Below are 20,071 nucleotides of genomic sequence, written 5' to 3'. Positions count from 1 at the left end.
CAGGCTGCAATCAATTCGAAAGGCGTGGCGCCACCAACTCTTTGAGTTCAGGTAGCTTGCCGTGAAAAAAGTGCCCGCATTCTGCCACTTTCAGCAGCTCATGGGGACGCGTCAGCGCGTTTGACCAGTCATAGATCAACTGGGGATCGATCACTTCGTCAGTTTCTGGCTGGATAACCGTCAACGGACACGCCAGGGGCAACGCATCTTCGTCGCGCAAGCGCATGACTGCCGGAGCAACCATGATCAGGCGTGCCAGGGTTTCGCCCTGAGCCTCGAGGCGTCCGCCAAGGCTGGCGGCAACAAACCCACCGAACGAAAAGCCCAGCAAGGTGATGGGCAAATCAGGGTTCCGGGCACGCAGCCAGTGTGCAGCAGCCAATGCATCATCGACTTCGCCGGTGCCCATATCGTGATTGCCGGCACTCGCGCCGACGCCACGGTAATTAAACCGCAAGGTACTCAGGCCAGCATCACGGGCTGTGCGCTGGAGGGTCGAAACCACTTTATTCATCATTGTTCCGCCCTGCACCGGATTAGGGTGGCACAGCAGCGCAAGGCCGTGTGGCGCAGGCGATTCAAGGTACAAGGCTTCCAGTGGGCCGACCGGGCCGGCAATTTCTACAGGGGTTTCGCGGGTAAGCAAGAAGGAACTCCGTGACCTCAAATTGGGTCGACTCGTCTAGCTGATAGATTCTGTCTGACATATTTGCGAGTGCATCGCGGTATACAGCGCAGGTCCGAGCCGTTAACGTAAAGCAAAGCCGTTTATAGAGGAAGGACTCGTGGAACACTCGCTCTTAATTTGGTTGTTGCCGACCCTAGCCCTGGTTGCCGGTGTCGCCATTGGTTTTCTGGTCGCTCGTCTGCTGCCGAATGCCGCGCCTAACCGCACGCAGCGTCAGCTGGACGACATCCAGGAACGTTTTGACAGTTATCAAAGCGAAGTGGTTACCCACTTCAACACCACGGCAAATCTGGTGAAAAAACTCACTCAGAGCTATCAGGATGTGCAAGAACACCTTGCCGAGGGCGCCAACCGTTTGGCCCTGGACGAGCAAACTCGCCAACGCCTGCTGGCAGCGCTGCACTCTGACGTGCCACAACCTCATCGCGAGCGCCTTACACCGCCACACAGCGCCGAGCCTCCATTGGACTACGCGCCAAAAACCCCGAACGCCCCCGGGATGCTCGACGAGCATTACGGTCTGAAGAAGTAACTCTTCCGCAAAGCGTTCAACAAAAAGCCCCGCGATCTGCAAGGATCGCGGGGCTTTTTGTTGAGTCGTGAATCGATGTACAGCTGTTGCCCCAAGGGATGTAGCCTTCGGCAACCATTAGACGATCACGTCAAAGCCTTACGGGTACTGCTGAACCTGACCATTCTGCTGATACTGCATGCCCGGGATCGGAGCCAGGGTGATCTGGACACGGCGGTTTTGCGCACGACCGTCTGCTGTTGCGTTGCTCGCGATCGGGTCAGCCGGGCCGGCGCCGCGAACGGACAGGTACTGACCGCTCACGCCCTGAGACGTCAGGTAGGTCGCTACACTCTGCGCACGCTGCTGGGAAAGCTGCATGTTGTAGTTGTAGTTACCCGTGCTGTCGGTGTAGCCCACAATCTGGATCTGGTTTTGATTGTTGAACTGCTTCAGCGAGTTCGCCAGGTTATTCAGCGGCTGATAGAAGCTTGGGGCGATGTTGGCCGAGCTGGTGGCAAAAGTAATATTGCCTGGCATCACGAGGGTGATGTTATCGCCCTGACGCTGAACCTCAACCCCGGTATTGGCCATGCTTGCGCGTAGCTCAGCTTCTTGCTTGTCCGCGTAGTAGCCATAACCGGCAGCCCCCAGACCCGCTACGGCAGCGCCGATCAGCGCACCCTTGCCACGGTTGTCATGGTCAATCGCCGCACCGGCCAATGCACCGGCCAACGCTCCAAGACCGCCGTACTTGGCCGTCTTGCTCATGCCCGTTGAGGCTTGGCCCTGGCTGCTGTCATAAGGGTTAGGCGAGGCGCAGCCCGCCAGCAATGCAACAGCACTTGCGGCAATGATCATACGACGCGAAATGAACATGGTGTAGCTCCTGATCTGTCTTTCTAGGGGCAAAGGTCGTTGGCAATGGACCTTTATTGGCGTTTGAACACGACCAGCGGTAAAAATTCCCTGGCGGCTTTACTTAGGCACGCACAAAAGGGTTTTCACGCATTTCATCGCCAAGACGCGTGTCAGGGCCATGACCTGCAACCACCGTTGCTTCTTCGTCCAGCGTGTACAGCCGCTGCTTGATAGAACGAACGATAGTCGCCTGATCGCCACCCCACAAATCGGTACGCCCTACCCCGCGGCGAAATAGCGTGTCCCCTGCGATCAGCAGCTTGGCCTCGGCAAACCAGAAACTCATCGAGCCGGGTGTATGCCCCGGGGTGTGCAACGCCACCCCGCAGCCGCAGGCCAGCTCCTCGTCATCGGCCAGCCAGCGGTCTGGCGGCGGCACCGGCGTATACGGTACGCCGAACAAACCGCACTGCATCTCAAGGTTGTCCCACAAAAACTGGTCTTCCTTGTGCAAGTGCAGGGTCGCGCCGGTTTTTTCCTTGAGCTGGCCCGAAGCCAGGAAATGATCCAGGTGGGCATGGGTATGAATGATGCTCACCACCCGCAGCCCCAGCTTCTCGAGCCGCGCCAGAATCAATTCATGATCACCGCCTGGATCGACCACAATCGCCTTTTTCGTCACTGGATCGCCGATGATCGTGCAGTTGCACTGCAACGGGCCGACGGGGAAGGTTTCGCGGATGAGTGCGGGGGATGTGTTCATGATCGAGGCTTCCGAATCTGTGCAGGACGTTTCAAAACTTGACCCCGACGCTCATCGACACAAAGTCGCGATCACTGAGGGTGTTGTAGCGTCCGCCGAAGAAGTTGGTGTAGGACAAACTACCGGTGTAGGTATTCTGGTATTCCCCGTCAAGGCCGAGGGTGACGGCTTTTCGACCTTCTTCGAAGGTGGCGTTGGGCCCCGGGGCATAGCCACTGACATCATGGGACCAGCCCAGAACCGGCTTGAGATTGATGCCGGGCAACACGCTGTTGTATTCCCATACGGCGCGCGCCCGGTAGCCCCACGAGGTGGCCGTGGTGAAACCTTCATTGCCACCCGAACCAAACACCGGGTCACGGCCATAGCGCAGCTCGGAACCGCTTTCCAGACCACCGACGTACGTTACCCCCGCCTCACCGATCAAGGTCAGGCGATTGGCCCCCATGGCGTTGTCGAACACATGGATCAGCGACGTCTGGAACTGGCTCACCTCTTTGCGTCGGTATCCCTGCAGGTCGGCGCCGGGGCTCACGCCAAGGGGCGAGGCACCAGCCAGGCCGGGCAGCAGGGTCACATTGGCGTAGAGCAAATCGTTGCTGTTGATTTGCACTGGCGCATTGGGACGGTAGCTCAACTCGCCTTTCCAGCGAGTGCCTGTGGATAACGTGGTGGCGAAGCTCAGGCCATACAACCGGATGTCTTCCGGGTATTCAACGTAGTAACTGGAGTTGCCCGCCACGATCATCGACCCAAGCCCCCCGGATGCCGAGGCGGCGTTGTAAGCTGACTGCGGCGCAGCGCCGGCGCTGATGATCGGGTCACGGCTGTGGTAATTGATGAAATAAGCTCCGAACTCGGTGTCCAGCGGCTCATATACATAATGCATGGCCACGCCGAACTGCCCGCTGTTTCGTGCATCGCGATCAGCCCCCCGGCGCACCAGCACGCCCTCCTCATTGACGTCGACACCCGCCGAGGTCAATGCCGCAAGATCCGCTACATCGAGCGCCGAGCGCTTGCTCATCACCCGATAATTACCGGAGCAACCGTCGGCAATCACGTCGGACTGCGAGAAAAACGTCCCGCAATTGTCCGCCTCGGACTGCTCCCAATCCAGTTGGTAAAAAGCTTCGGCCGACAGGTTGTCGGTCAGGTTTTGCGAGATATAAAACAGATTGACCGGCACCAGGCCGTCTTTGTATTCGGTACCCGCCCGGCGATAAGCCGACGCGTCCGTGGGGTTGATTGCATTGATCCCCCCGCCGATAAAAGCTGACTCGCCCCAGCTGACGACCTGCTTGCCCAGGCGTACCGCGCCGGGCTGATCGGCAATTGCATAGTTATGGTAGACAAACGCATCGAGCCACTGTGCGCCCGCCGATTGGGCCGAGGCTTTGCGCCCGCTGTCACTGATGGACTTGAAGGGACGGCTGTCGTCCTGCAGTTCAAAGTCGTACCAGTATTTGCCCCGCACATACAGGCCGCTATCGCCGTATTTCAGCTCAAGCCCGTGCATGCCGGTCACGATCTTCGAGAAGGTTTCACCGCGCTTGAAGTTCAGGCGCCCGTCGTCAGAGATTTGCGAGTGGCCCTGGCCACCATTGTTGGAGCCGATCAAGTTGTGATCCGCTTTGGCGGTCGACCAACTGGCACCTATCGACAGCTCGGAGTCAATCTGACCTTCAATCGCACCGAGGTTAAAACTCACGCCCCAGGCGGACCCGGTAAACGTAGAGGCCAGGCTGACTGCCAGCGGCAGTTTGGCCAGACGCCAGAACCGGTTGACTGAGGACATCGATACATCTCCGTGGGCACGCTGCAATAAGCCCGCAAGGATGAAGGAAAAACAGAATTTGACAAGGCTTGTAGCCGCGACCCAAGGCAGCGGCTACAGATGATGCAGCGCGTAATTTGTAGCCGCGGACGAGTAGAACGAGGCCTCGTCCGGCTGCGCTGCCGAGGCTTGACTGACAACAGAGTATCTACCGCTCTCCCGTCAGTGCATTTCGGTAAAGGCCAGCTTTACGCCCAGCGCCACCAGCACCGCGCCCATGGTGCGATCAAACCAGTGCCCCATGCGCGCAAAGCCTGTACGAACACGCTGGTGACTGAACAGCACGGCCACCATGCAAAACCACAGCCCGGTCGCGACCGCAAGATACACCCCATAGCCGGCCTGAATCGACAGCGGCGTGTGCGGGTTGATCACCACAGTGAACAGCGACAAGAAAAACAGCGTTGCCTTGGGGTTCAAGCCATTGGTCACAAAGCCCGAGGTGAACGCTCCGCGCGCCGTGCGCTCGCCCACTGGCAACGCCGCCGCCAGGGCGGCCGGATCAGCCGGCTTGGCACGCAGGGCCTTGTAGCCGATGTACAACAGGTAAGCCGCCGCCAGCCATTTAAGGGCGTTGAACAGCACAATGGACTGCGACACGATGATCCCGATACCCAGTAGCGAATAACCGACATGGACGAAAATCGCCGTGCCGACACCGAACGCCGTAAACAGGCCGGCGCGTCGTCCGTGGGTCACGCTTTCACGTACCACCACAGCGAAATCCGGCCCGGGGCTGGCCACCGCCAACAAGTGAATCAGGGCAACAGTCAAAAATTCAGTCCAGTACATGCGCGACTCCATTGCAAATTGTTTCTTCTGTTAGGCTCGCCACATTACGCCTTCACTCGACAGCACAAAAGGTACAGTTGATGATTAACACTCACCGCGCCGTGTTCCTCGACCACTCTTCCCTGGACCTCGGCGATCTTGACCTCACCCCTCTGCGTCACTGCTTTGGCGAGTTGCAGCTGTGGGACACCACCTCTGCGGATCAAGTGGTCGAGCGCCTGCAGGGCGCTCGCGTAGCCATCAGCAATAAAATCCTGCTGAATGCCGAGACCCTTGCCGCCTGTCCTGACCTGAAGCTGATCCTGATAGCCGCCACCGGCACCAATAATGTCGACCTCGAGGCTGCCCGCGCCCAAGGGATTACCGTCACCAATTGCCAGGGTTATGGCACGCCTTCGGTAGCCCAGCACACCTTGATGCTATTGCTCGCGCTGGCCACACGCCTGATCGACTACCAAAAAGCCGTAACCGCAGGCGAATGGCAAAAGGCCAAGCAGTTCTGCCTGCTGGACTACCCGATTGTGGAGCTGGAAGGCAAAACCCTGGGCCTGTTCGGCCACGGAGAGCTGGGCAGCGCGGTGGCCAAGCTGGCTGAAGCGTTCGGCATGCGCGTGTTGGTCGGGCAAATCCCGGGGCGCCCGGCCCGCGCCGATCGCCTGCCTCTGGACGAACTGCTGCCACGCGTCGATGCCCTGACCTTTCACTGCCCGCTCAATGAACACACGCGAAACTTTATCGGCGCCCGCGAGTTGGCGCTGCTCAAACCCGGAACCTTTGTGGTCAACACCGCTCGGGGCGGGATAATCGATGAGCAGGCGCTGGCCGATGCCTTGCGCAGCGGTCATTTGGGCGGGGCGGCGACCGACGTACTGACCATAGAACCACCACGTGACGGCAACCCGCTGCTGGCGGCAGACATTCCGCGCCTGATCATTACCCCGCACAGCGCCTGGGGCAGCCGCGAGGCGCGCCAGCGGATCGTCACCCAACTCAGTGAAAACGCCAGCGCATTCTTCAACGGTACAGCGCTGCGGGTCGTCAGTTGATAGACTGCGCCCCTTTTTTGAGGAGCAGATTATGGATCCGCGCAGTGAAGTACTGCTTCGCCAGCCTGAATACTTTCAGGGCTCGTTGCTGCTGGTAGGTTTGCCAGCGGACGAACTGTTGGGTGAATTGCCTAACGCACATGGCTGGTGCTGGCACGCCGGCGATCAGGCAACGCTGGATACACGCTTTCCCGGACGCGTGCATTTCGGCGTAGAGGTACCCGAGCGCGGATTCGACACCGCCGTGGTGTTTTTACCCAAGTCCAAGGAACTGACGGATTACGTCCTCAAAGCCGTGGCGGCTCACCTGCCCGGCGCGGACGTATTTTTGGTCGGCGAGAAAAAGGGCGGCATCGAAGGTGCATCCAAGCAATTGGTACCGTTCGGCAAGCCACGCAAGCTCGACAGCGCACGGCATTGCCAGTTGTGGCAAACCACGGTCGTCAATGCCCCGGCGGCTCCGATACTCGCGGACCTCGCCCAGCATTACGAGCTGGCGCTGGCCGAAGGCCCGCTCAAGGTCGTCAGCCTGCCCGGCGTCTTCAGCCACGGCCGCCTGGATCGCGGCAGTGCCTTGCTGCTCGAACATCTGGACAAACTGCCCAGCGGCCATGTGCTGGATTTTGGTTGCGGTGCAGGCGTCCTCGGCGCGGCAGTCAAACGTCGCTACCCGCATAACAACGTCACGCTGCTCGATGTGGATGCCTTCGCCACTGCCAGCAGTCGCCTGACCCTCGCCGCCAACGGCCTCGAGGCCGAAGTGATTACGGGCGACGGTATCGATGCCGCACCCATGGGTTTGAACACGATCCTGAGCAATCCGCCGTTCCATGTCGGCGTTCACACCGATTACCACGCCACCGAAAACTTGCTGCAAAAAGCAGTCAAACATCTTAAATCAGGTGGCGAACTGCGCCTTGTGGCTAACAGCTTCCTGCGCTACCAGCCACTGATCGAAGAACACCTGGGACCTTGCAGGGTCAAGGCCGAAGGGCAAGGGTTCCGGATCTACAGCGCCAAGCGCCGCTGAGGTTTTTTACAAAACAAGGCTTGCCGGATCGGATTTGCCTAGGCAGAATCCGCTCCGTCCTAGGGGAGTAGTCTCCCACGAGCACCACGCTCGTCCGGCATGCGTCAACATACTTGGTCAACAGACCATGGTGCATGCGACCCAGGTGTCCGCACAGACGGACCGGGGTTTGACAAGACCTATGACACGAACACCTTACCCGGGGCGGGAAGGCTGTACGTGTCATAGCCGTGTCGACCCGCCCCTGGAAACCACCTGATGATGCTCGATTCCCTGCTCGTTCCTACTGCAATCGTTGCCTTGGCCGAAATCGGCGACAAGACGCAACTGCTCGCACTCATTCTCGCCGCCCGCTTTCGCAAACCCTGGCCCATTATCGCCGGCATCGTGGCTGCGACCCTGGCCAACCATGCGGCCGCCGGTGCCGTAGGCGCCTGGTTCGGGAGCTTCTTTTCGGACGTCACGCTGCACTGGATCCTCGCAGCGAGCTTCGCCGCCACAGCCCTGTGGACCCTGGTGCCCGACAAAATGGACGACGACGAAGCCAGTACCGCACGCAAGTACGGCCCTTTCATCACAACCCTGATTACGTTCTTCATTGCTGAAATCGGCGACAAGACCCAAGTCGCAACCGTGATGCTGGCCGCGCAGTATCCCGATTTGTGGCTGGTCATCATCGGCACCACTCTCGGCATGCTGATTGCCAACGTACCGGTGGTATTGGCCGGTAACTTTGCCGCAGACAAACTGCCGCTGACCCTGATCCGTCGCCTGGCAGCAACGGCATTCTTCGTACTGGCGGCGGTGGCCGTGTACAAAGCGATGGTGATCAGCGGCTGGGTGTAACTGCACCACAGGTTTCTGCAGGAGCTCGCTCCTGCAGGTTCAGGGCATTACCCGATCACCCCGCTCCGTGGCCGGGCCGCTACCGGTTTTTCGAGGCTTGCTGATAAAGCGGCATCACCTTCGGAATCGCCGCTTCAAGAGCCGCAATCCGACTGGCCGAAGCCGGGTGAGTGCTCATGAACTCCGGCGGTGCACTCTGAGACTGGCGGGACATCTTCTCCCACAAGGTGATGGCCGCATTCGGGTTGTAGCCTGCACGCGCCGCCAACTCCAGACCGATCAGATCCGCTTCGTTTTCATTGCTGCGGCTGTTGGGCAAGGTCAGGCTGTAGTTGACCACGGTATCGGCCAGGCCGAGGCTGTCCTGGCCCAGCCCCAGCAACGCACCGGCGCCCTGCTTGGCGATCTCGATACCATAGGCCTTGGACATGGACTCACGACTGTGCTCGCGCAAGGCGTGGGCAACTTCGTGCCCCATGATTGCCGCGATTTCGTCGTCGGTCAGCTTGAGCTGATCAATGATCCCGCTGTAGAAGATGATCTTGCCACCTGGGCCGCAGTTGGCATTGAGCTCGTCGCTCTTGATCAAATTGACTTCCCAATCCCATTGCGCCGAATCAGGGCGAAACGCTGGCGCCTGGGCAATCAGCCGCTTGGCAATCGCTTGCAAGCGCTTGGCGTTGGTACTGGTCTTGTCCAGAACCCCTTTGCTGTTGGCTTCTCCAACTGTCTGCTGGTACGACTGCGCATACATCTGGTCGACTTGCTGGCTCGACAGCATGCTGAACATGTACTGCTTGCGTTCAACGCCTACGGCACCACCATTGGTGGTATTCACCGACTGGCAACCGCCGAGCAACAAGCCGACGCCCACCACGCAAACTACCGATAACTTACCCATCAAAACCCTCCATAAAGATGACTCGCATCGTAGCAGAACCGACTCTCAACCCGGCGTCAGGCACTCGGGGGCATTGAGTTTTGGATCGTTGACCAGATTGGCCAAAGGTCGCTCGCGCAACGGCAATTGTGCGCTGGCCAGCAGCGCCTGCAATACCGGCAAAGGGGTTTGTGGATCAAGCCAGGCACGCTGCCCGGCCTCATCCAGAATCAGCGGGCGGCGCTGGCTGGCCGCCGCCTGAGTCACCACCGCAGCGCTCAACCATACGTGCCCTTCGACCGGATAAGCCTCCCAGATACCGGCAAAAAAAAGCGAAGCGCCCTCACCCGGCGTCAACCAGTAAGGACGCTTTCTTGTGGTGCCGCGCCACTCATAAAAACCATTGGCCGGGATCAGACAACGCCGCTGGCGAAACGCTTCACGAAACATCGGTTGCTCGGCCAGAGTTTCAGCACGCGCATGGGCCGGTGTTCGCGAGAGGTCGGTCAGCCACGGCGGGGTCAAACCCCAACGCGCCCGCGCCAGCTCGCGCTGATCAGGCTCGGCACCTGCTCGCAGGATCAATACCGAGTCATTGGGCGAAATATTCCACTGGGCCTGCTGGTCCGCCGGAAAACCGGGCAAGGCTGCAAAGGCAGGGTTCCAGCGAAACAGGGCAAAACGTCCACACATGGGGCAGCACAACTCTTCTCTAATACAGCAGTGGAAAACAGTCGCCGGTCTTAGCAGACCAGCACATCCGGGAAGCTCTCGGGCTCATCGCCCGCCACCGGCGAAGCGGCATTGTACGCATCGATCAACTCTCGGGCGTACAGGGCCTGATCATCGGCCACTGCCAGCCCCAACAAACCCAATGCAGGCAGCTCGCCGGTGCCGCCGATCAGGTCGCGCCCCTGAAGACGGGCCTCGATCCCTTCGCTGGCCAGCATCCCCAGCAGCAGTTCGGCTTCCATCAGGCTTTCCGGTTCATAGATGCGTTGCATGAGCTCACCCGTTACTCGTTCTCACTGTGAACATCGAGCATCCATTCCTGACCGTCAGTCTGCAAATGGAAAACAATAGGCCGGCAGCACACAGGGCAATCTTCAACATACGTCTGGTCCCCCCCGGAAAGATCAAGCACCGCTTCGGCAGGCTCGCCGCAATAAGGGCATTCATAGGCTTCGGTTTCAAGCATCGCGGTCTCCAGAGTGACTTGTGCGTATAATCGCCGGTCTATTTGCAGGGCTATTTTTTTTGCCCTGCCTTATGTACTTACCCTAGCCGTTTCCAACAAGAGAGCATGATGGGCGAATTCGATACCATCCGACCTTACGACGACGCCGAAGTCCCAGCAGTGCTGGCCCGGCTGCTCAGCGACAAGGCGTTTCTAGATATCCTGACCCACTTTCGCTTCCCGCGCCTGGCAGGCGCTTTCGGTTGGCTGTTAAAACCTCTTATATCGCATCGCCTGCGCAAGGAGTTCGCGGGCGTCACGTCGGTCGCAACCCTGCAGGACAAAGTCGAAGTGTACGTCGACCGAACCATCGAGCATGCCACTGACGGCGTGACCTACACCGGTGTCGAACACCTGAAGTCAGGCAGCGCCTACCTGTTCCTGGCCAATCATCGCGATATCGTGATGGACCCCGCGTTCGTTAACTACGCGGTGTATCACGCAGGCCTGCCGACACCGCGTATCGCCATCGGTGACAACCTGCTGCAAAAGCCGTTTGTCAGCGACCTGATGCGGCTAAACAAAAGCTTTATCGTGCACCGTTCCATCACCGGTCGACGTGAAAAGCTGGCGGCGTATCAATTGCTCTCGGCCTATATCAATCACTCGATTCGCAACGATTGCCAGTCGATCTGGATTGCCCAGGCCGAAGGTCGCGCCAAGGACGGTGACGACCGTACCGATTCAGCGATCCTCAAAATGTTCCACATGAGCCGTAAAAACGAGCCTTTCTCCGAGGTCATCCAGTCACTGAACCTGACACCGGTGTCGATCAGCTACGAATACGATCCATGTGATCAGGCGAAGGCGCGCGAGCTGTATATCCGTGCAACCACCGGCACCTACAGCAAGACCCCCGGAGAGGACGACACCAGCATCGCCAACGGCATTACCGGCTACAAAGGCCGCGTGCATGTGAACTTCGCGACTCCGATCACCGCTCCCTTCGAAGACAGCAAACTGCTGGCGACCGAAATGGACCGGCATATTCTCAGCGGCTATCGCCTGTTTCCGGCTCATTACCTGGCGTATGCGCAATGGGCCGAGGCCGACCCGCAATTGCAGGTGCCCGCGGCGGCTCAAGTGTTCCCGGCCGAAGAGCTGGCGAAGGCTCAGCAAGAGTGGCAACGTCGCCTGGATGCCTGCCCTGTCGAGCATCGTCCGTATCTGGTGCTGCAATATGCGACCCCTGTACGCAACCAGTACCGGGTCAAAGCCGGCTTGCCGCTATAACCCGGCCCCCTGTAGGAGCGAGCGTGCTCGCAATGGCCTCACTGCGATCATTCAAAGACGCGCGTTGACCGCATCGCGACAAGCTCGCTCTTACAGGGCAAGAACGTTTAATTCTGGATGTCACCGTATCGTCATGTAGAGAGGCCACCCTGTGCCCCCTCGATACCGACACGGAGTTTGTCATGCTGCACGCAGAAAACCAGGACCGCCTTTATCTGATCGCCCCCAGCGACGAACAGCAGGCATTGATCGAAGGGCTGGCATTTAACGTTCAGGATCGTCACTGGCTGGTCTATTGCGCCCTGAGCGGCCATGCCCACGCCGATTTACCTGAACTGGACTTGCTCACTGGCGTGAGCCGTCTTGAGCTATATGCCGAAGCGGCCTGAAGGAATTGCTCAAAAAAAAGCCCGAACTCAACGAGTTCGGGCTTTTTGTTTAGCGACGCAATTACTCGCCCAGCAGACGACCGATTGACGGGTCTTTGAATACACGCGTCAAGGCATCACTCAGGACATCGCTCACCAGCTTGGTGTTGGTTTCCTGATTCGGCGCCATGCCGAAACGCTGATCCAGTGATGCGCCATAACGACCGTTGTAGGTACGACCGCCGTTCTTCACATCAGAACGAAAGGTCGCGCCGATCGTAGCTTCTGTGACGTACATGGTGTCTTTGGGCGACTGATACTTCAGCTCGGCCAACGTCACGGTCAACGTGGGTGCATTGATCGCATTGGACGTTGGCGTGTAACCCAGCAAGCGCACGGCAGCTTCGGCCTGGGCCTGCAGTTTTGGAATCAGGTCAGCGCTGCTGACGCTGATCGCGCTGGTTTCAGGATACATGCCGCCACGGGTGCCCAAGGTTGGCGATGGACGACCATCCACCACGCGAACCACCACCGGCTGGCCACGACCGACTGGTGCAAGTTGAGTAGTCAACTTGGGTTGCGGGCTGAGTTGTTGCGGGCTGTGGGCACAGCCGACCAGAGTCAAACTGGTCACAGTAATCAAACCGAACAACAGGCGTTGCAACATGCTCACTTCTCCAGGACAGGTAAAACAGGTTGCCAGTATAGCGGTGCTCCCCCCCCGCTAACTAGCCGCTAACTGTCACCCTGGTGTCATAGGCATTACATCGCGGTGTCACATCACGCAGGCATTGTCTGGCCCATGGACTTCAAAGGTGCTTGCCCATGAACAGGTTTTGGTCGTTATTCGGTTTCGCTCTCCCTCACCGTTGCTTTGCGCGCCTGGATGCTGAAGGTCGCTGCCAGGCATTTAAACAATGCAGGCAAGCGCCGGCGGGCAACAACTGGATCGAAATCGAGGAAATTCGCCTCAACTGGTTGCACCAGGTATTACCTGCCAGCGCCCGTATTCACACGCCTGCGGCGCACCCAAGGGTGCAACTGCTGTCAGGCGTTTAACCGGCAAGCCAATAAAAGTCATTAAACAGGATCAATTGCCCACGTTTCTTCGCTACAATCTCCCCCCGATTATAAGGACGTCTCCTGATCGGGCCTCGCAGCACCGCTAATGCGCTTGTATTAGCTCCCCCGCACCGCCCACAGAGAGCCGCCCACACAGATCGTGTAACGCTGGCGTGCTTGCTGTTCATTCTGCAATCCCCCGGCCTTTTTCGATCTGCCAGAGCTGCCATTTTGCTCGGCCACTGCGTTTTTGCCCGTCGTGCCCATCCTGTACTCCAGGACGGCAGGCCATCCACGGGACAGTGCCTGGCATGCGGCAGCCCTTTTTTGAGGTTCACGTCTTCAAAAGAGCGTGAAAAAAAAACGGGTTTTCACAACTTCACAAGAGTGTGGCGAGCAAATGAAAAGTTTTGCGTCTGAACATGCACCATTAGCGTCTGAAACAGTCTCACCAAGCAGGATCGAAGTCGGCTCCACAGCACAAGACTGAAAGCCTGTCCGCTTACGGATTTGGTTGCACAAACGGACGCTCTTGACCTTAAGTCGAATTGCCTCCCGAGTTCTGAAATGCGTTCATATGAACCTTGAAGGCCCGGTCGGAGCGTGCGCTGAAGTTGCAAGGAATTGCGAAGAATCGGACATGGCGATCCCGGCCATGCGTGACCCGAGGCCCTACCTGATGTTCGCCTCGGGACACCTGGCAGCTATGCCGTCAATTTGGTGCCGTAGATTTTGGAGACGCGTTAATGGCGCATAACGAAGCAGTCGACGTAGTACTGGTTGGAGCGGGCATCATGAGTGCCACCCTCGCCGTACTGCTCAAAGAGCTCGACCCCGGCATTAAGCTGGAAGTTGTTGAGCAGATGGACTCAGGTGCTGCGGAGAGTTCCAACCCGTGGAACAACGCAGGCACCGGCCACGCCGGGCTGTGCGAATTGAACTATACGCCGCAAGCGGCTGACGGTTCGATCGACATCAAAAAGGCTGTGCATATCAATGCACAGTTCGAAGTCTCGAAACAGTTTTGGGCCTACCTGGCGCAACAAGGGACCTTCGGCTCATGCAAATCCTTCATCAGCCCAGTGCCTCACCTGAGCTACGTGCAAGGTGAAAAAGGTGTGTCCTTCCTGAAAAAACGTTTTGAAGTGCTGAGCAAGCACCATGCGTTTTCAGACATGGAATACACCGAAGACAAGGCAAAAATGGCTGAATGGATGCCATTGATGATGCCGGGCCGCCCGGCAGACGAAGTCATCTCCGCCACCCGTGTCATGCACGGCACCGACGTCAACTTCGGCGCCCTGACCCAGCAACTGCTCAAGCATTTGGCCAGCGCTCCCGACACGCAGATCAAATACAGCAAAAAAGTCACTGGCCTCAAGCGCAATGGCAGCGGCTGGACAGTGAGCATCAAAGACACCAACAGCGGCAACACGCGCCACATCGATGCCAAATTCGTGTTCCTCGGTGCCGGTGGCGCGGCCTTGCCGCTGCTGCAAGCCTCGGGCATTGAGGAAAGCAAAGGCTACGGCGGTTTCCCGGTCAGCGGCCAGTGGCTGCGTTGCGACAACCCGGAAGTGGTCAAGCTTCACCAGGCCAAGGTCTACAGCCAGGCGGCCGTAGGCTCCCCACCGATGTCGGTACCGCATCTGGACACCCGTGTCGTGGACGGCAAGAAGTCCCTGTTGTTTGGACCGTATGCCGGCTTCACGACCAAGTTCCTCAAGCACGGTTCGTTCATGGACCTGCCGATGTCGATTCGCTTGGGTAATATCGGACCAATGCTCGCCGTCGCCCGTGACAACATGGATCTGACCAAGTACCTGGTCAGTGAGGTCCGTCAATCGATGGAGCAACGCCTGGACTCCCTGCGTCGCTTCTATCCACAGGCCAAGGCCGAAGACTGGCGTCTTGAGATCGCGGGCCAACGGGTTCAGATCATCAAGAAAGACCCGAAAAAAGGCGGCGTGCTGCAGTTCGGTACCGAACTGGTTGCAGCCAAGGACGGCTCATTGGCCGCCCTGCTCGGCGCCTCTCCGGGCGCTTCGGTGACGGTATCGATCATGCTCGACCTGATCGAGCGCTGCTTCCCGCAAAAAGCAGCTGGCGAGTGGGCGACCAAGCTCAAGGAAATTTTCCCGGCACGGGAAAAAACCCTTGAGACCGACGCTGAGTTGTACCGTGAAATCAGCACCCGCAACTCCGAGTTGCTGGAACTGGTAGAACCGAACACCAGCATCGCGTAACACGGCCTGCACCCGTGATGCGTCACACAAAGCCCCTGCCCTTATGGCCAGGGGCTTTTTGTTGCACGGAGCCTTTGCTATCCCATCGTGAACAGCACCCGCGTACCGCCGTTGCGCACGAACTCATCATGGTCGGGGACGGCGAGGAGTTCTGCAGCGCAGGCGATCTCAACCGGACCGATTGATTTTGCGTTGGCCCAGCGGTTGATGGTGCTGGCCCCTGGCGTTAAATGGCCAAAGCCAAACAGACAAGCCTGCTCGCCCTGGCGATAGGTAAATGTCTCAGTGCCTCGTGACTCCGGCAAGTAGTACAGCAACTCCTGACTGGCACGGGACTCGACGATAAAGTCATGACCTGAATTGTCCGGACTTTCCAGCAGCGAAAAATCTTCCCCCGGGGAGATGCTGTAAGGCGTGGCGTTAAAGATCTCGACCTCCAGCACCTCATCAACCGCCAACGCCCCCGAAGACAGCACACTGAGTCCAAGACCAAGACACAGGCGTGTCACCCACCTGAGTGAATACCGCATCATTAAATTCCCTTTCAGTTAACCATCTGCCCGCAGTCCTGCGAGCCCCTGACATCTTCGATGTCAGCTTCAGTATTGTTGGCGCGCGCAGATACATCGCGCAGCAAACAGCACTGAGCCTATGGGATCTGTCTTGAATGGAGGGAGAAGAAATAGAAGCGGGCTGTAATCTGTAAAAGGCTTGGTTGCAGCGTAAACCGGTTTACGCCTTCAATCTCCTGCAGGAGCATGCGCGTCCCGCGATGCGGACAACGCTGACCGCTCGCATGGACATCCTTGCGAGACAGGCCCGCCCTGCAGGTTTAGATCGATGTCTTGCCGCTTAGCCGCGAGCCTTCTCGATAAGCTCAATGTACTCTTCGGCGTTGCGCTGATCCTTGATGATGTCGACGAGTGTCTGACCGTGCTCATCCTTGCCATCAAGGTCGTACCCGGCTTCCTTGAAGAACGCCAGGAAGCGCTCAAAGTCGTCGATACGCAGACCGCGATAGGCTTTGATCAGTTTGTGCAGCGAGGGCGAAGTGGCGTCTACGGGTTCAAAGTCCAGGAACAACTTGATCTGCTCATCGCCAATTTCATCACCAATCAACTGCTTCTTATCTTTACGCATGTCCGACTCCAGCCTGCTGATACTTCACGGGGCCCGCAGTTTACCCAAGGCTCAACGTGCGCGCACGCTGCCGGTGTGCAAGTCGGCCCAAATATGGCCATTGGCATAGGTCAAAAACTGGCAATAGACCGTATCGTTGCGCAGCAAATCCATCACGACACGGTATTGGGCCAAGGGATAAGACAAGGTCAACGTCCGGGTTTTACGGTCAAATACGGGCTTTTTCAGGCTTTTGCTTTCACCATCAAAGGAAATCAGTACTTGGCTGACGGTCGCGCCCTGACTCATCGGCTTGCCTTTCAAACGCACCCATAAAGGCGACGTCACCGGGATCGGCTGCTGATTGGATTGACGCTGGTTGCCCACCACAACGGAATACGAGGTCACCAGCATCAACTGCTGCTGCTCGGGTTTTTCAGCGCGCAACTGCAGATCATCTACCGGCAAAAACTGTGCGTGCAACAGGGGGGCAATGGTGGGCGCAGCGGCCAGTGGCAAACTGGTCAGCATCACACCAAGCGCGACACTGCGAAGTAAAAAACTCATGACAGAATCCAGGAACGCGGGATGCGGCACTCTAGCACGGAGGGCCCGCTGCAAACCGCTCGGCAAGACCGGTTTACAGTGTGCAATCTACCTGGCTCAGCGCCGAACCGGACGCTTTTGCAGTTTGCGCTGCAGGGTCCGACGGTGCATGCCCAACGCACGGGCCGTTGCCGAGATGTTGCCTTCATGCTCACCCAACACGCGCTGGATGTGCTCCCACTGCAGACGGTCAACCGACATCGGGTTGTCCGGTACCAGCGTTTCAAGATCCGCGTGCTGGGACAGCAGCGCCGCCAGCACGTCATCGGCATCAGCCGGCTTGCACAAGTAATTGCAGGCACCGCGCTTGATCGCCTCAACGGCCGTAGCGATGCTCGAATAACCCGTGAGAATCACAACCCGCATTTCGGGATCAAGCTCAAGCAGCTTGGGCAGCAAGACCAGGCCTGAGTCACCGTCCATTTTCAGGTCCAGCGCAGCGAAATCGGGCAGGTCCTGTTGCGCCAGAATCAGCCCTTCTTCGGCAGAGCCCGCCGTACTGACGCGGAAACCGCGGCGGCTCATGGCGCGAGCCATGACGCGGGTAAACGTGGCGTCGTCATCTACCAACAACAAATGCGGCAGTTCTTCGCCTTCGACCTGAATTTCTTCACTCATTTTCGTTTCCTCGGGCGACACGCGGCAGGCGCAGCTCGGTGAGCGTGCCGCCATCCTCATGACTGTAGAGTTTTACCGAGCCGCCAGCACGTGTCACGCTGGCTTTGCTCAAGAATAGGCCCAGACCGAAGCCTTTGCCCTTAGTGGTAAAAAAGGGTTTGCCGATTTGTTCGGCGATGGCCAACGGTACACCTGCACCGTGATCACGAATACTGATCGTCAGATCAACCGCATCCCAGTCGACGCTGACTTCCAGCCCTTCCGGGCAAGCATCGGCTGCATTGTTGAGCAAATTGAGCAGCGCCTGGGTCAAGTCCGGAGGTGGCGCCAAGCGTGGTACCGGCCCACGCCCCAGACACTGAAAGCGATATGTGGCTTCAGGGCGCATCAGGTGCCAGCGGTTCAAGGCTTCATCGAGCCACTGCGTGACACCTTGAACCTCAATGGCCAGCCGGCGATTGGCCTCGGCAGCGCGCACCAGTTGCTGCAGGGTTTCTTTGCACAATTTGACCTGATCCTGAAGTACGCTCAAGTCGTCCTGCAGCTCCGGATCCAGATGGTCCCGGCGCATCTCCTTGAGCAACACGCTCATGGTCGACAAGGGTGTACCCAGCTCATGGGCAGCACCGGCCGCTTGAGTCGCAACGGCCAGCAACTGCTGGTCTCGCAAGCCTTCTTCACGTCGCAGGGCTCGCAGTTCTTCCTGGCGGCGCAACTCTTCGCCCATTTTGGCGGCAAAGAAGGTAATCACGGCCGCTGAAAGCGCAAAGCTGAGCCACATCCCGTAGATCTGCAGCTGCTCGCGGAAGAACGGCACTGTATCGACCGGGTAGAACTGCAGCAGCAACAACGTATAAAGCGCCAGCGCAATGCCGGTCAAGACCAGCGAATAACGCCAGGGCAATGTCACTGCCGCAATCGTCAGCGGCACCAGATAATAAGATACGAAGGGATTGGTCGAGCCCCCGGAGAAGTACAACAGGGCGCTGTGGATAAACAGGTCACAGGCCAGTTGCAGTGCGTACTCCAGCTCCGTGACCGGCCACGTGGTGCGCAACCGGATGGCGGTAAACGCGCACAGCAGCATGGAGCAGCCGAGGGTGACACCCAGCTCGAACCAGGGCAGCGGCAGCAAATCAAACAGATACGCAAAACCTACGGAGCCGGCCTGGGCAGCCAGCACCAACATGCGGATAAACGTAAGGCGCCAAAGGTTCTGACGAGTCGCAGACAATAACTGTACGGGGGCGAGCATGAGCTCTCCTGATGAGCGCTCCAGGCGGATCGCAGGGAGTATAACCAAGCTGATGGCCTGACAGGCAAAACTGCGGCAATGGGCCACAGTGTTTTTTTAAGGATTGAGGCTAGACGAAAAGTCAGTCGCAACAGGGTCGACGCCATACCGTCAGATGTATTGAAAATGTAACTGGGCGAACTGATGGCCACCCTCTACAGTCTTATGGGTTTGACGCCGGCCAAAACAACACTGCACGGCGTTACCCACAAGGAGCTTTCATGTTTACATTCCAGCGTACAGCAGCCCTTCTGACCCTCAGCATTGGCGCCCTTGCCAGCCTGCCGGCGTTGGCTGAAGACGTTCATTACAACCAGATATCCCTGCGCGCTGAAGCCAGTCAGGAAGTCCCACGCGACTTGATGGTCGTGACGCTGTACACCGAGGCGCAAAATACCGATGCGGCCAAGCTGGCAGCCGAGATCACCACTGCCATGAACAAGGCCATTGGCGAGGCGAAGCAAGTCAAGGGCGTGACCCTGCGTCAGGGCAACCGCAACAGCTACCCGGTTTACGACAACAAATCCCAGAAGATCACCGCCTGGCGTGAACGCGCCGAGCTGCGCCTGGAAAGCGCGGACTTTTCAGCATTGTCCAAGCTCACAGGTGATCTGATGCAAACCCTGAAAATGGGCAGCATGCAATTTACCGTGGCCAAGGCAACCCGCATCGCCAGCCAGGATGCCTTGCTTAAAGATGCCGTTAACGCGTTCAGGGCTCGTGCACAAATGGCCACCGATGCGCTGGGGGGCAAAGGTTACAAGATCGTCAACCTGAACCTGAACAGCAATGGCTATCCGCAACCCTACATGCGCAGCGAAATGATGATGAAAGCCGCCTCGCCTGCCATGGACTCGCCCCCGACACCCGAGATCGAAGCCGGTACCAGTGAAGTCAGCATGAGCGCGGATGGCGTGATTGAAGTCCAGATGCCGTAAGACACATTGCTGCGTCCTACAAAGCCCCTGAAGCGCTCCTGCTTCGGGGGCTTTTTTATGTTCCGGATAAAAGTCCTACAGACCTTCCGATCTTTA

At 58.3% G+C, this 20,071-nt stretch carries 24 protein-coding genes and 1 riboswitch; of the genes, 9 read left to right on the top strand and 15 right to left on the bottom strand.

Annotated elements, in window-relative coordinates; translation table 11 throughout:
* Positions 1-10: 10 nt before the first annotated feature.
* Complete coding sequence (locus DQN55_RS04120; protein WP_048378170.1) at positions 11-646, bottom strand: alpha/beta hydrolase; 636 nt, start codon at positions 644-646, stop codon at positions 11-13.
* A gap of 139 nt (positions 647-785) precedes the next feature.
* On the opposite strand from DQN55_RS04120, the gene DQN55_RS04115 reads away from it, so the two are divergent.
* The gene (locus DQN55_RS04115) at positions 786-1,220 is read left to right on the top strand and encodes a Z-ring associated ZapG family protein (RefSeq protein ID WP_048378171.1); all 435 of its coding nucleotides are present in this window, start codon (positions 786-788) and stop codon (positions 1,218-1,220) included.
* Between the two features lie 138 nt (positions 1,221-1,358).
* Here the strand turns inward: DQN55_RS04115 and DQN55_RS04110 are convergent, their stop codons facing one another.
* The 4 genes from DQN55_RS04110 to DQN55_RS04095 all read right to left on the bottom strand — a co-directional run bounded on the left by DQN55_RS04110 (position 1,359) and on the right by DQN55_RS04095 (position 5,452).
* Entirely contained in the window at positions 1,359-2,078 is a 720-nt protein-coding gene (locus DQN55_RS04110; protein WP_048378172.1) for a YiaD family glycine zipper/OmpA-like lipoprotein, read from the bottom strand.
* A 103-nt stretch (positions 2,079-2,181) separates the two neighbouring features.
* Positions 2,182-2,823 (bottom strand): MBL fold metallo-hydrolase, encoded by a 642-nt coding sequence (locus DQN55_RS04105; RefSeq protein ID WP_048378173.1) that lies wholly within the window; start codon positions 2,821-2,823, stop codon positions 2,182-2,184.
* 31 nt (positions 2,824-2,854) lie between these two features.
* Complete coding sequence (locus DQN55_RS04100) at positions 2,855-4,621, bottom strand: DUF1302 domain-containing protein (RefSeq protein WP_048378174.1); 1,767 nt, start codon at positions 4,619-4,621, stop codon at positions 2,855-2,857.
* 201 nt (positions 4,622-4,822) lie between these two features.
* The gene (locus DQN55_RS04095) at positions 4,823-5,452 is read right to left on the bottom strand and encodes a LysE family translocator (RefSeq protein WP_048378175.1); all 630 of its coding nucleotides are present in this window, start codon (positions 5,450-5,452) and stop codon (positions 4,823-4,825) included.
* An 80-nt stretch (positions 5,453-5,532) separates the two neighbouring features.
* On the opposite strand from DQN55_RS04095, the gene DQN55_RS04090 reads away from it, so the two are divergent.
* The 3 genes from DQN55_RS04090 (at position 5,533) to DQN55_RS04080 (ending at position 8,374) form a co-directional block, all read left to right on the top strand.
* Positions 5,533-6,498, top strand: a complete 966-nt coding sequence (locus DQN55_RS04090; protein ID WP_048378176.1) for a 2-hydroxyacid dehydrogenase — start codon at positions 5,533-5,535, stop codon at positions 6,496-6,498.
* A gap of 31 nt (positions 6,499-6,529) precedes the next feature.
* Positions 6,530-7,528 carry a class I SAM-dependent methyltransferase gene (locus tag DQN55_RS04085; protein ID WP_048378177.1) on the top strand — a complete coding sequence of 333 codons (999 nt, stop codon included), beginning with the start codon at positions 6,530-6,532 and terminating at the stop codon, positions 7,526-7,528.
* 49 nt (positions 7,529-7,577) lie between these two features.
* A riboswitch (yybP-ykoY riboswitch) is annotated at positions 7,578-7,699 on the top strand.
* A 90-nt stretch (positions 7,700-7,789) separates the two neighbouring features.
* Positions 7,790-8,374, top strand: coding sequence for a TMEM165/GDT1 family protein (locus DQN55_RS04080; RefSeq protein WP_048378456.1), 585 nt, complete (start codon positions 7,790-7,792; stop codon positions 8,372-8,374).
* A gap of 79 nt (positions 8,375-8,453) precedes the next feature.
* Here the strand turns inward: DQN55_RS04080 and DQN55_RS04075 are convergent, their stop codons facing one another.
* The 4 genes from DQN55_RS04075 to DQN55_RS04060 are packed head-to-tail and all read right to left on the bottom strand — an operon-like array spanning position 8,454 to position 10,452.
* Positions 8,454-9,275 carry a M48 family metallopeptidase gene (locus tag DQN55_RS04075; RefSeq protein WP_048378178.1) on the bottom strand — a complete coding sequence of 274 codons (822 nt, stop codon included), beginning with the start codon at positions 9,273-9,275 and terminating at the stop codon, positions 8,454-8,456.
* A gap of 45 nt (positions 9,276-9,320) precedes the next feature.
* Positions 9,321-9,947, bottom strand: coding sequence for an SOS response-associated peptidase (locus tag DQN55_RS04070; RefSeq protein ID WP_048378179.1), 627 nt, complete (start codon positions 9,945-9,947; stop codon positions 9,321-9,323).
* 50 nt (positions 9,948-9,997) lie between these two features.
* Positions 9,998-10,258 carry a putative signal transducing protein gene (locus DQN55_RS04065; protein WP_048378180.1) on the bottom strand — a complete coding sequence of 87 codons (261 nt, stop codon included), beginning with the start codon at positions 10,256-10,258 and terminating at the stop codon, positions 9,998-10,000.
* Positions 10,259-10,269: 11 nt separating this feature from the next.
* Positions 10,270-10,452, bottom strand: coding sequence for a CPXCG motif-containing cysteine-rich protein (locus DQN55_RS04060; RefSeq protein ID WP_048378181.1), 183 nt, complete (start codon positions 10,450-10,452; stop codon positions 10,270-10,272).
* A gap of 108 nt (positions 10,453-10,560) precedes the next feature.
* Here DQN55_RS04060 and DQN55_RS04055 point away from each other — a divergent pair, with 108 nt between their 5' ends.
* Together DQN55_RS04055 and DQN55_RS04050 are read left to right on the top strand one after the other, a co-directional pair.
* Positions 10,561-11,724: a 1-acyl-sn-glycerol-3-phosphate acyltransferase gene (locus DQN55_RS04055; protein WP_172601019.1), complete on the top strand. Its 1,164-nt coding sequence runs from the start codon at positions 10,561-10,563 to the stop codon at positions 11,722-11,724.
* Between the two features lie 182 nt (positions 11,725-11,906).
* On the top strand, positions 11,907-12,113 hold the full coding sequence (locus DQN55_RS04050; protein ID WP_048378183.1) for a hypothetical protein: 207 nt from the start codon (positions 11,907-11,909) through the stop codon (positions 12,111-12,113).
* A 61-nt stretch (positions 12,114-12,174) separates the two neighbouring features.
* Here the strand turns inward: DQN55_RS04050 and DQN55_RS04045 are convergent, their stop codons facing one another.
* Positions 12,175-12,759, bottom strand: a complete 585-nt coding sequence (locus DQN55_RS04045) for a YajG family lipoprotein (protein WP_048378184.1) — start codon at positions 12,757-12,759, stop codon at positions 12,175-12,177.
* Positions 12,760-12,917: 158 nt separating this feature from the next.
* Here DQN55_RS04045 and DQN55_RS04040 point away from each other — a divergent pair, with 158 nt between their 5' ends.
* Both DQN55_RS04040 and mqo read left to right on the top strand, forming a co-directional pair.
* Complete coding sequence (locus tag DQN55_RS04040) at positions 12,918-13,151, top strand: hypothetical protein (protein ID WP_048378185.1); 234 nt, start codon at positions 12,918-12,920, stop codon at positions 13,149-13,151.
* Between the two features lie 749 nt (positions 13,152-13,900).
* Positions 13,901-15,400 carry a malate dehydrogenase (quinone) gene (mqo, locus tag DQN55_RS04035; RefSeq protein ID WP_048378186.1) on the top strand — a complete coding sequence of 500 codons (1,500 nt, stop codon included), beginning with the start codon at positions 13,901-13,903 and terminating at the stop codon, positions 15,398-15,400.
* A gap of 77 nt (positions 15,401-15,477) precedes the next feature.
* Here the strand turns inward: mqo and DQN55_RS04030 are convergent, their stop codons facing one another.
* The 5 genes from DQN55_RS04030 to DQN55_RS04010 all read right to left on the bottom strand — a co-directional run bounded on the left by DQN55_RS04030 (position 15,478) and on the right by DQN55_RS04010 (position 18,998).
* Positions 15,478-15,933, bottom strand: coding sequence for a hypothetical protein (locus DQN55_RS04030; RefSeq protein ID WP_231995650.1), 456 nt, complete (start codon positions 15,931-15,933; stop codon positions 15,478-15,480).
* 319 nt (positions 15,934-16,252) lie between these two features.
* A complete protein-coding gene (locus tag DQN55_RS04025; RefSeq protein ID WP_048378188.1) occupies positions 16,253-16,540 on the bottom strand; it encodes a PA4642 family protein in 288 nt (95 codons plus the stop codon).
* 51 nt (positions 16,541-16,591) lie between these two features.
* Positions 16,592-17,086 carry a hypothetical protein gene (locus tag DQN55_RS04020; RefSeq protein WP_048378189.1) on the bottom strand — a complete coding sequence of 165 codons (495 nt, stop codon included), beginning with the start codon at positions 17,084-17,086 and terminating at the stop codon, positions 16,592-16,594.
* Between the two features lie 96 nt (positions 17,087-17,182).
* Positions 17,183-17,743: a response regulator transcription factor gene (locus DQN55_RS04015; protein WP_016779485.1), complete on the bottom strand. Its 561-nt coding sequence runs from the start codon at positions 17,741-17,743 to the stop codon at positions 17,183-17,185.
* Positions 17,736-18,998: an ATP-binding protein gene (locus DQN55_RS04010; RefSeq protein WP_048378190.1), complete on the bottom strand. Its 1,263-nt coding sequence runs from the start codon at positions 18,996-18,998 to the stop codon at positions 17,736-17,738. Before DQN55_RS04010 ends, DQN55_RS04015 begins: the two co-directional genes overlap by 8 nt.
* 260 nt (positions 18,999-19,258) lie before the next feature.
* Here DQN55_RS04010 and DQN55_RS04005 point away from each other — a divergent pair, with 260 nt between their 5' ends.
* Entirely contained in the window at positions 19,259-19,975 is a 717-nt protein-coding gene (locus DQN55_RS04005; protein ID WP_048378191.1) for an SIMPL domain-containing protein, read from the top strand.
* Positions 19,976-20,071: the final 96 nt, after the last annotated feature.

Origin of the sequence: Pseudomonas taetrolens (assembly GCF_900475285.1) — a bacterium.
GTDB classification, from domain to species: domain Bacteria; phylum Pseudomonadota; class Gammaproteobacteria; order Pseudomonadales; family Pseudomonadaceae; genus Aquipseudomonas; species Aquipseudomonas taetrolens.
The sequence above is the reverse complement of the archived record's forward strand: the minus strand, read 5'-3'. Positions and strand labels throughout refer to the sequence as shown.

Coding starts and splice junctions, on each gene's coding strand:
- DQN55_RS04070 (WP_048378179.1), bottom strand. CDS start 9,947: ATGTGTGGACGTTTTGCCCTGTTTCGCTGGAACCCTGCCTTTGCAGCC.
- DQN55_RS04100 (WP_048378174.1), bottom strand. CDS start 4,621: ATGTCCTCAGTCAACCGGTTCTGGCGTCTGGCCAAACTGCCGCTGGCA.
- DQN55_RS04040 (WP_048378185.1), top strand. CDS start 12,918: ATGAACAGGTTTTGGTCGTTATTCGGTTTCGCTCTCCCTCACCGTTGC.
- DQN55_RS04015 (WP_016779485.1), bottom strand. CDS start 17,743: ATGAGTGAAGAAATTCAGGTCGAAGGCGAAGAACTGCCGCATTTGTTG.
- mqo (WP_048378186.1), top strand. CDS start 13,901: ATGGCGCATAACGAAGCAGTCGACGTAGTACTGGTTGGAGCGGGCATC.
- DQN55_RS04110 (WP_048378172.1), bottom strand. CDS start 2,078: ATGTTCATTTCGCGTCGTATGATCATTGCCGCAAGTGCTGTTGCATTG.
- DQN55_RS04085 (WP_048378177.1), top strand. CDS start 6,530: ATGGATCCGCGCAGTGAAGTACTGCTTCGCCAGCCTGAATACTTTCAG.
- DQN55_RS04095 (WP_048378175.1), bottom strand. CDS start 5,452: ATGTACTGGACTGAATTTTTGACTGTTGCCCTGATTCACTTGTTGGCG.
- DQN55_RS04005 (WP_048378191.1), top strand. CDS start 19,259: ATGTTTACATTCCAGCGTACAGCAGCCCTTCTGACCCTCAGCATTGGC.
- DQN55_RS04065 (WP_048378180.1), bottom strand. CDS start 10,258: ATGCAACGCATCTATGAACCGGAAAGCCTGATGGAAGCCGAACTGCTG.
- DQN55_RS04105 (WP_048378173.1), bottom strand. CDS start 2,823: ATGAACACATCCCCCGCACTCATCCGCGAAACCTTCCCCGTCGGCCCG.
- DQN55_RS04010 (WP_048378190.1), bottom strand. CDS start 18,998: ATGCTCGCCCCCGTACAGTTATTGTCTGCGACTCGTCAGAACCTTTGG.
- DQN55_RS04020 (WP_048378189.1), bottom strand. CDS start 17,086: ATGAGTTTTTTACTTCGCAGTGTCGCGCTTGGTGTGATGCTGACCAGT.
- DQN55_RS04030 (WP_231995650.1), bottom strand. CDS start 15,933: ATGATGCGGTATTCACTCAGGTGGGTGACACGCCTGTGTCTTGGTCTT.
- DQN55_RS04090 (WP_048378176.1), top strand. CDS start 5,533: ATGATTAACACTCACCGCGCCGTGTTCCTCGACCACTCTTCCCTGGAC.
- DQN55_RS04050 (WP_048378183.1), top strand. CDS start 11,907: ATGCTGCACGCAGAAAACCAGGACCGCCTTTATCTGATCGCCCCCAGC.
- DQN55_RS04025 (WP_048378188.1), bottom strand. CDS start 16,540: ATGCGTAAAGATAAGAAGCAGTTGATTGGTGATGAAATTGGCGATGAG.
- DQN55_RS04080 (WP_048378456.1), top strand. CDS start 7,790: ATGCTCGATTCCCTGCTCGTTCCTACTGCAATCGTTGCCTTGGCCGAA.
- DQN55_RS04075 (WP_048378178.1), bottom strand. CDS start 9,275: ATGGGTAAGTTATCGGTAGTTTGCGTGGTGGGCGTCGGCTTGTTGCTC.
- DQN55_RS04060 (WP_048378181.1), bottom strand. CDS start 10,452: ATGCTTGAAACCGAAGCCTATGAATGCCCTTATTGCGGCGAGCCTGCC.
- DQN55_RS04045 (WP_048378184.1), bottom strand. CDS start 12,759: ATGTTGCAACGCCTGTTGTTCGGTTTGATTACTGTGACCAGTTTGACT.
- DQN55_RS04055 (WP_172601019.1), top strand. CDS start 10,561: ATGGGCGAATTCGATACCATCCGACCTTACGACGACGCCGAAGTCCCA.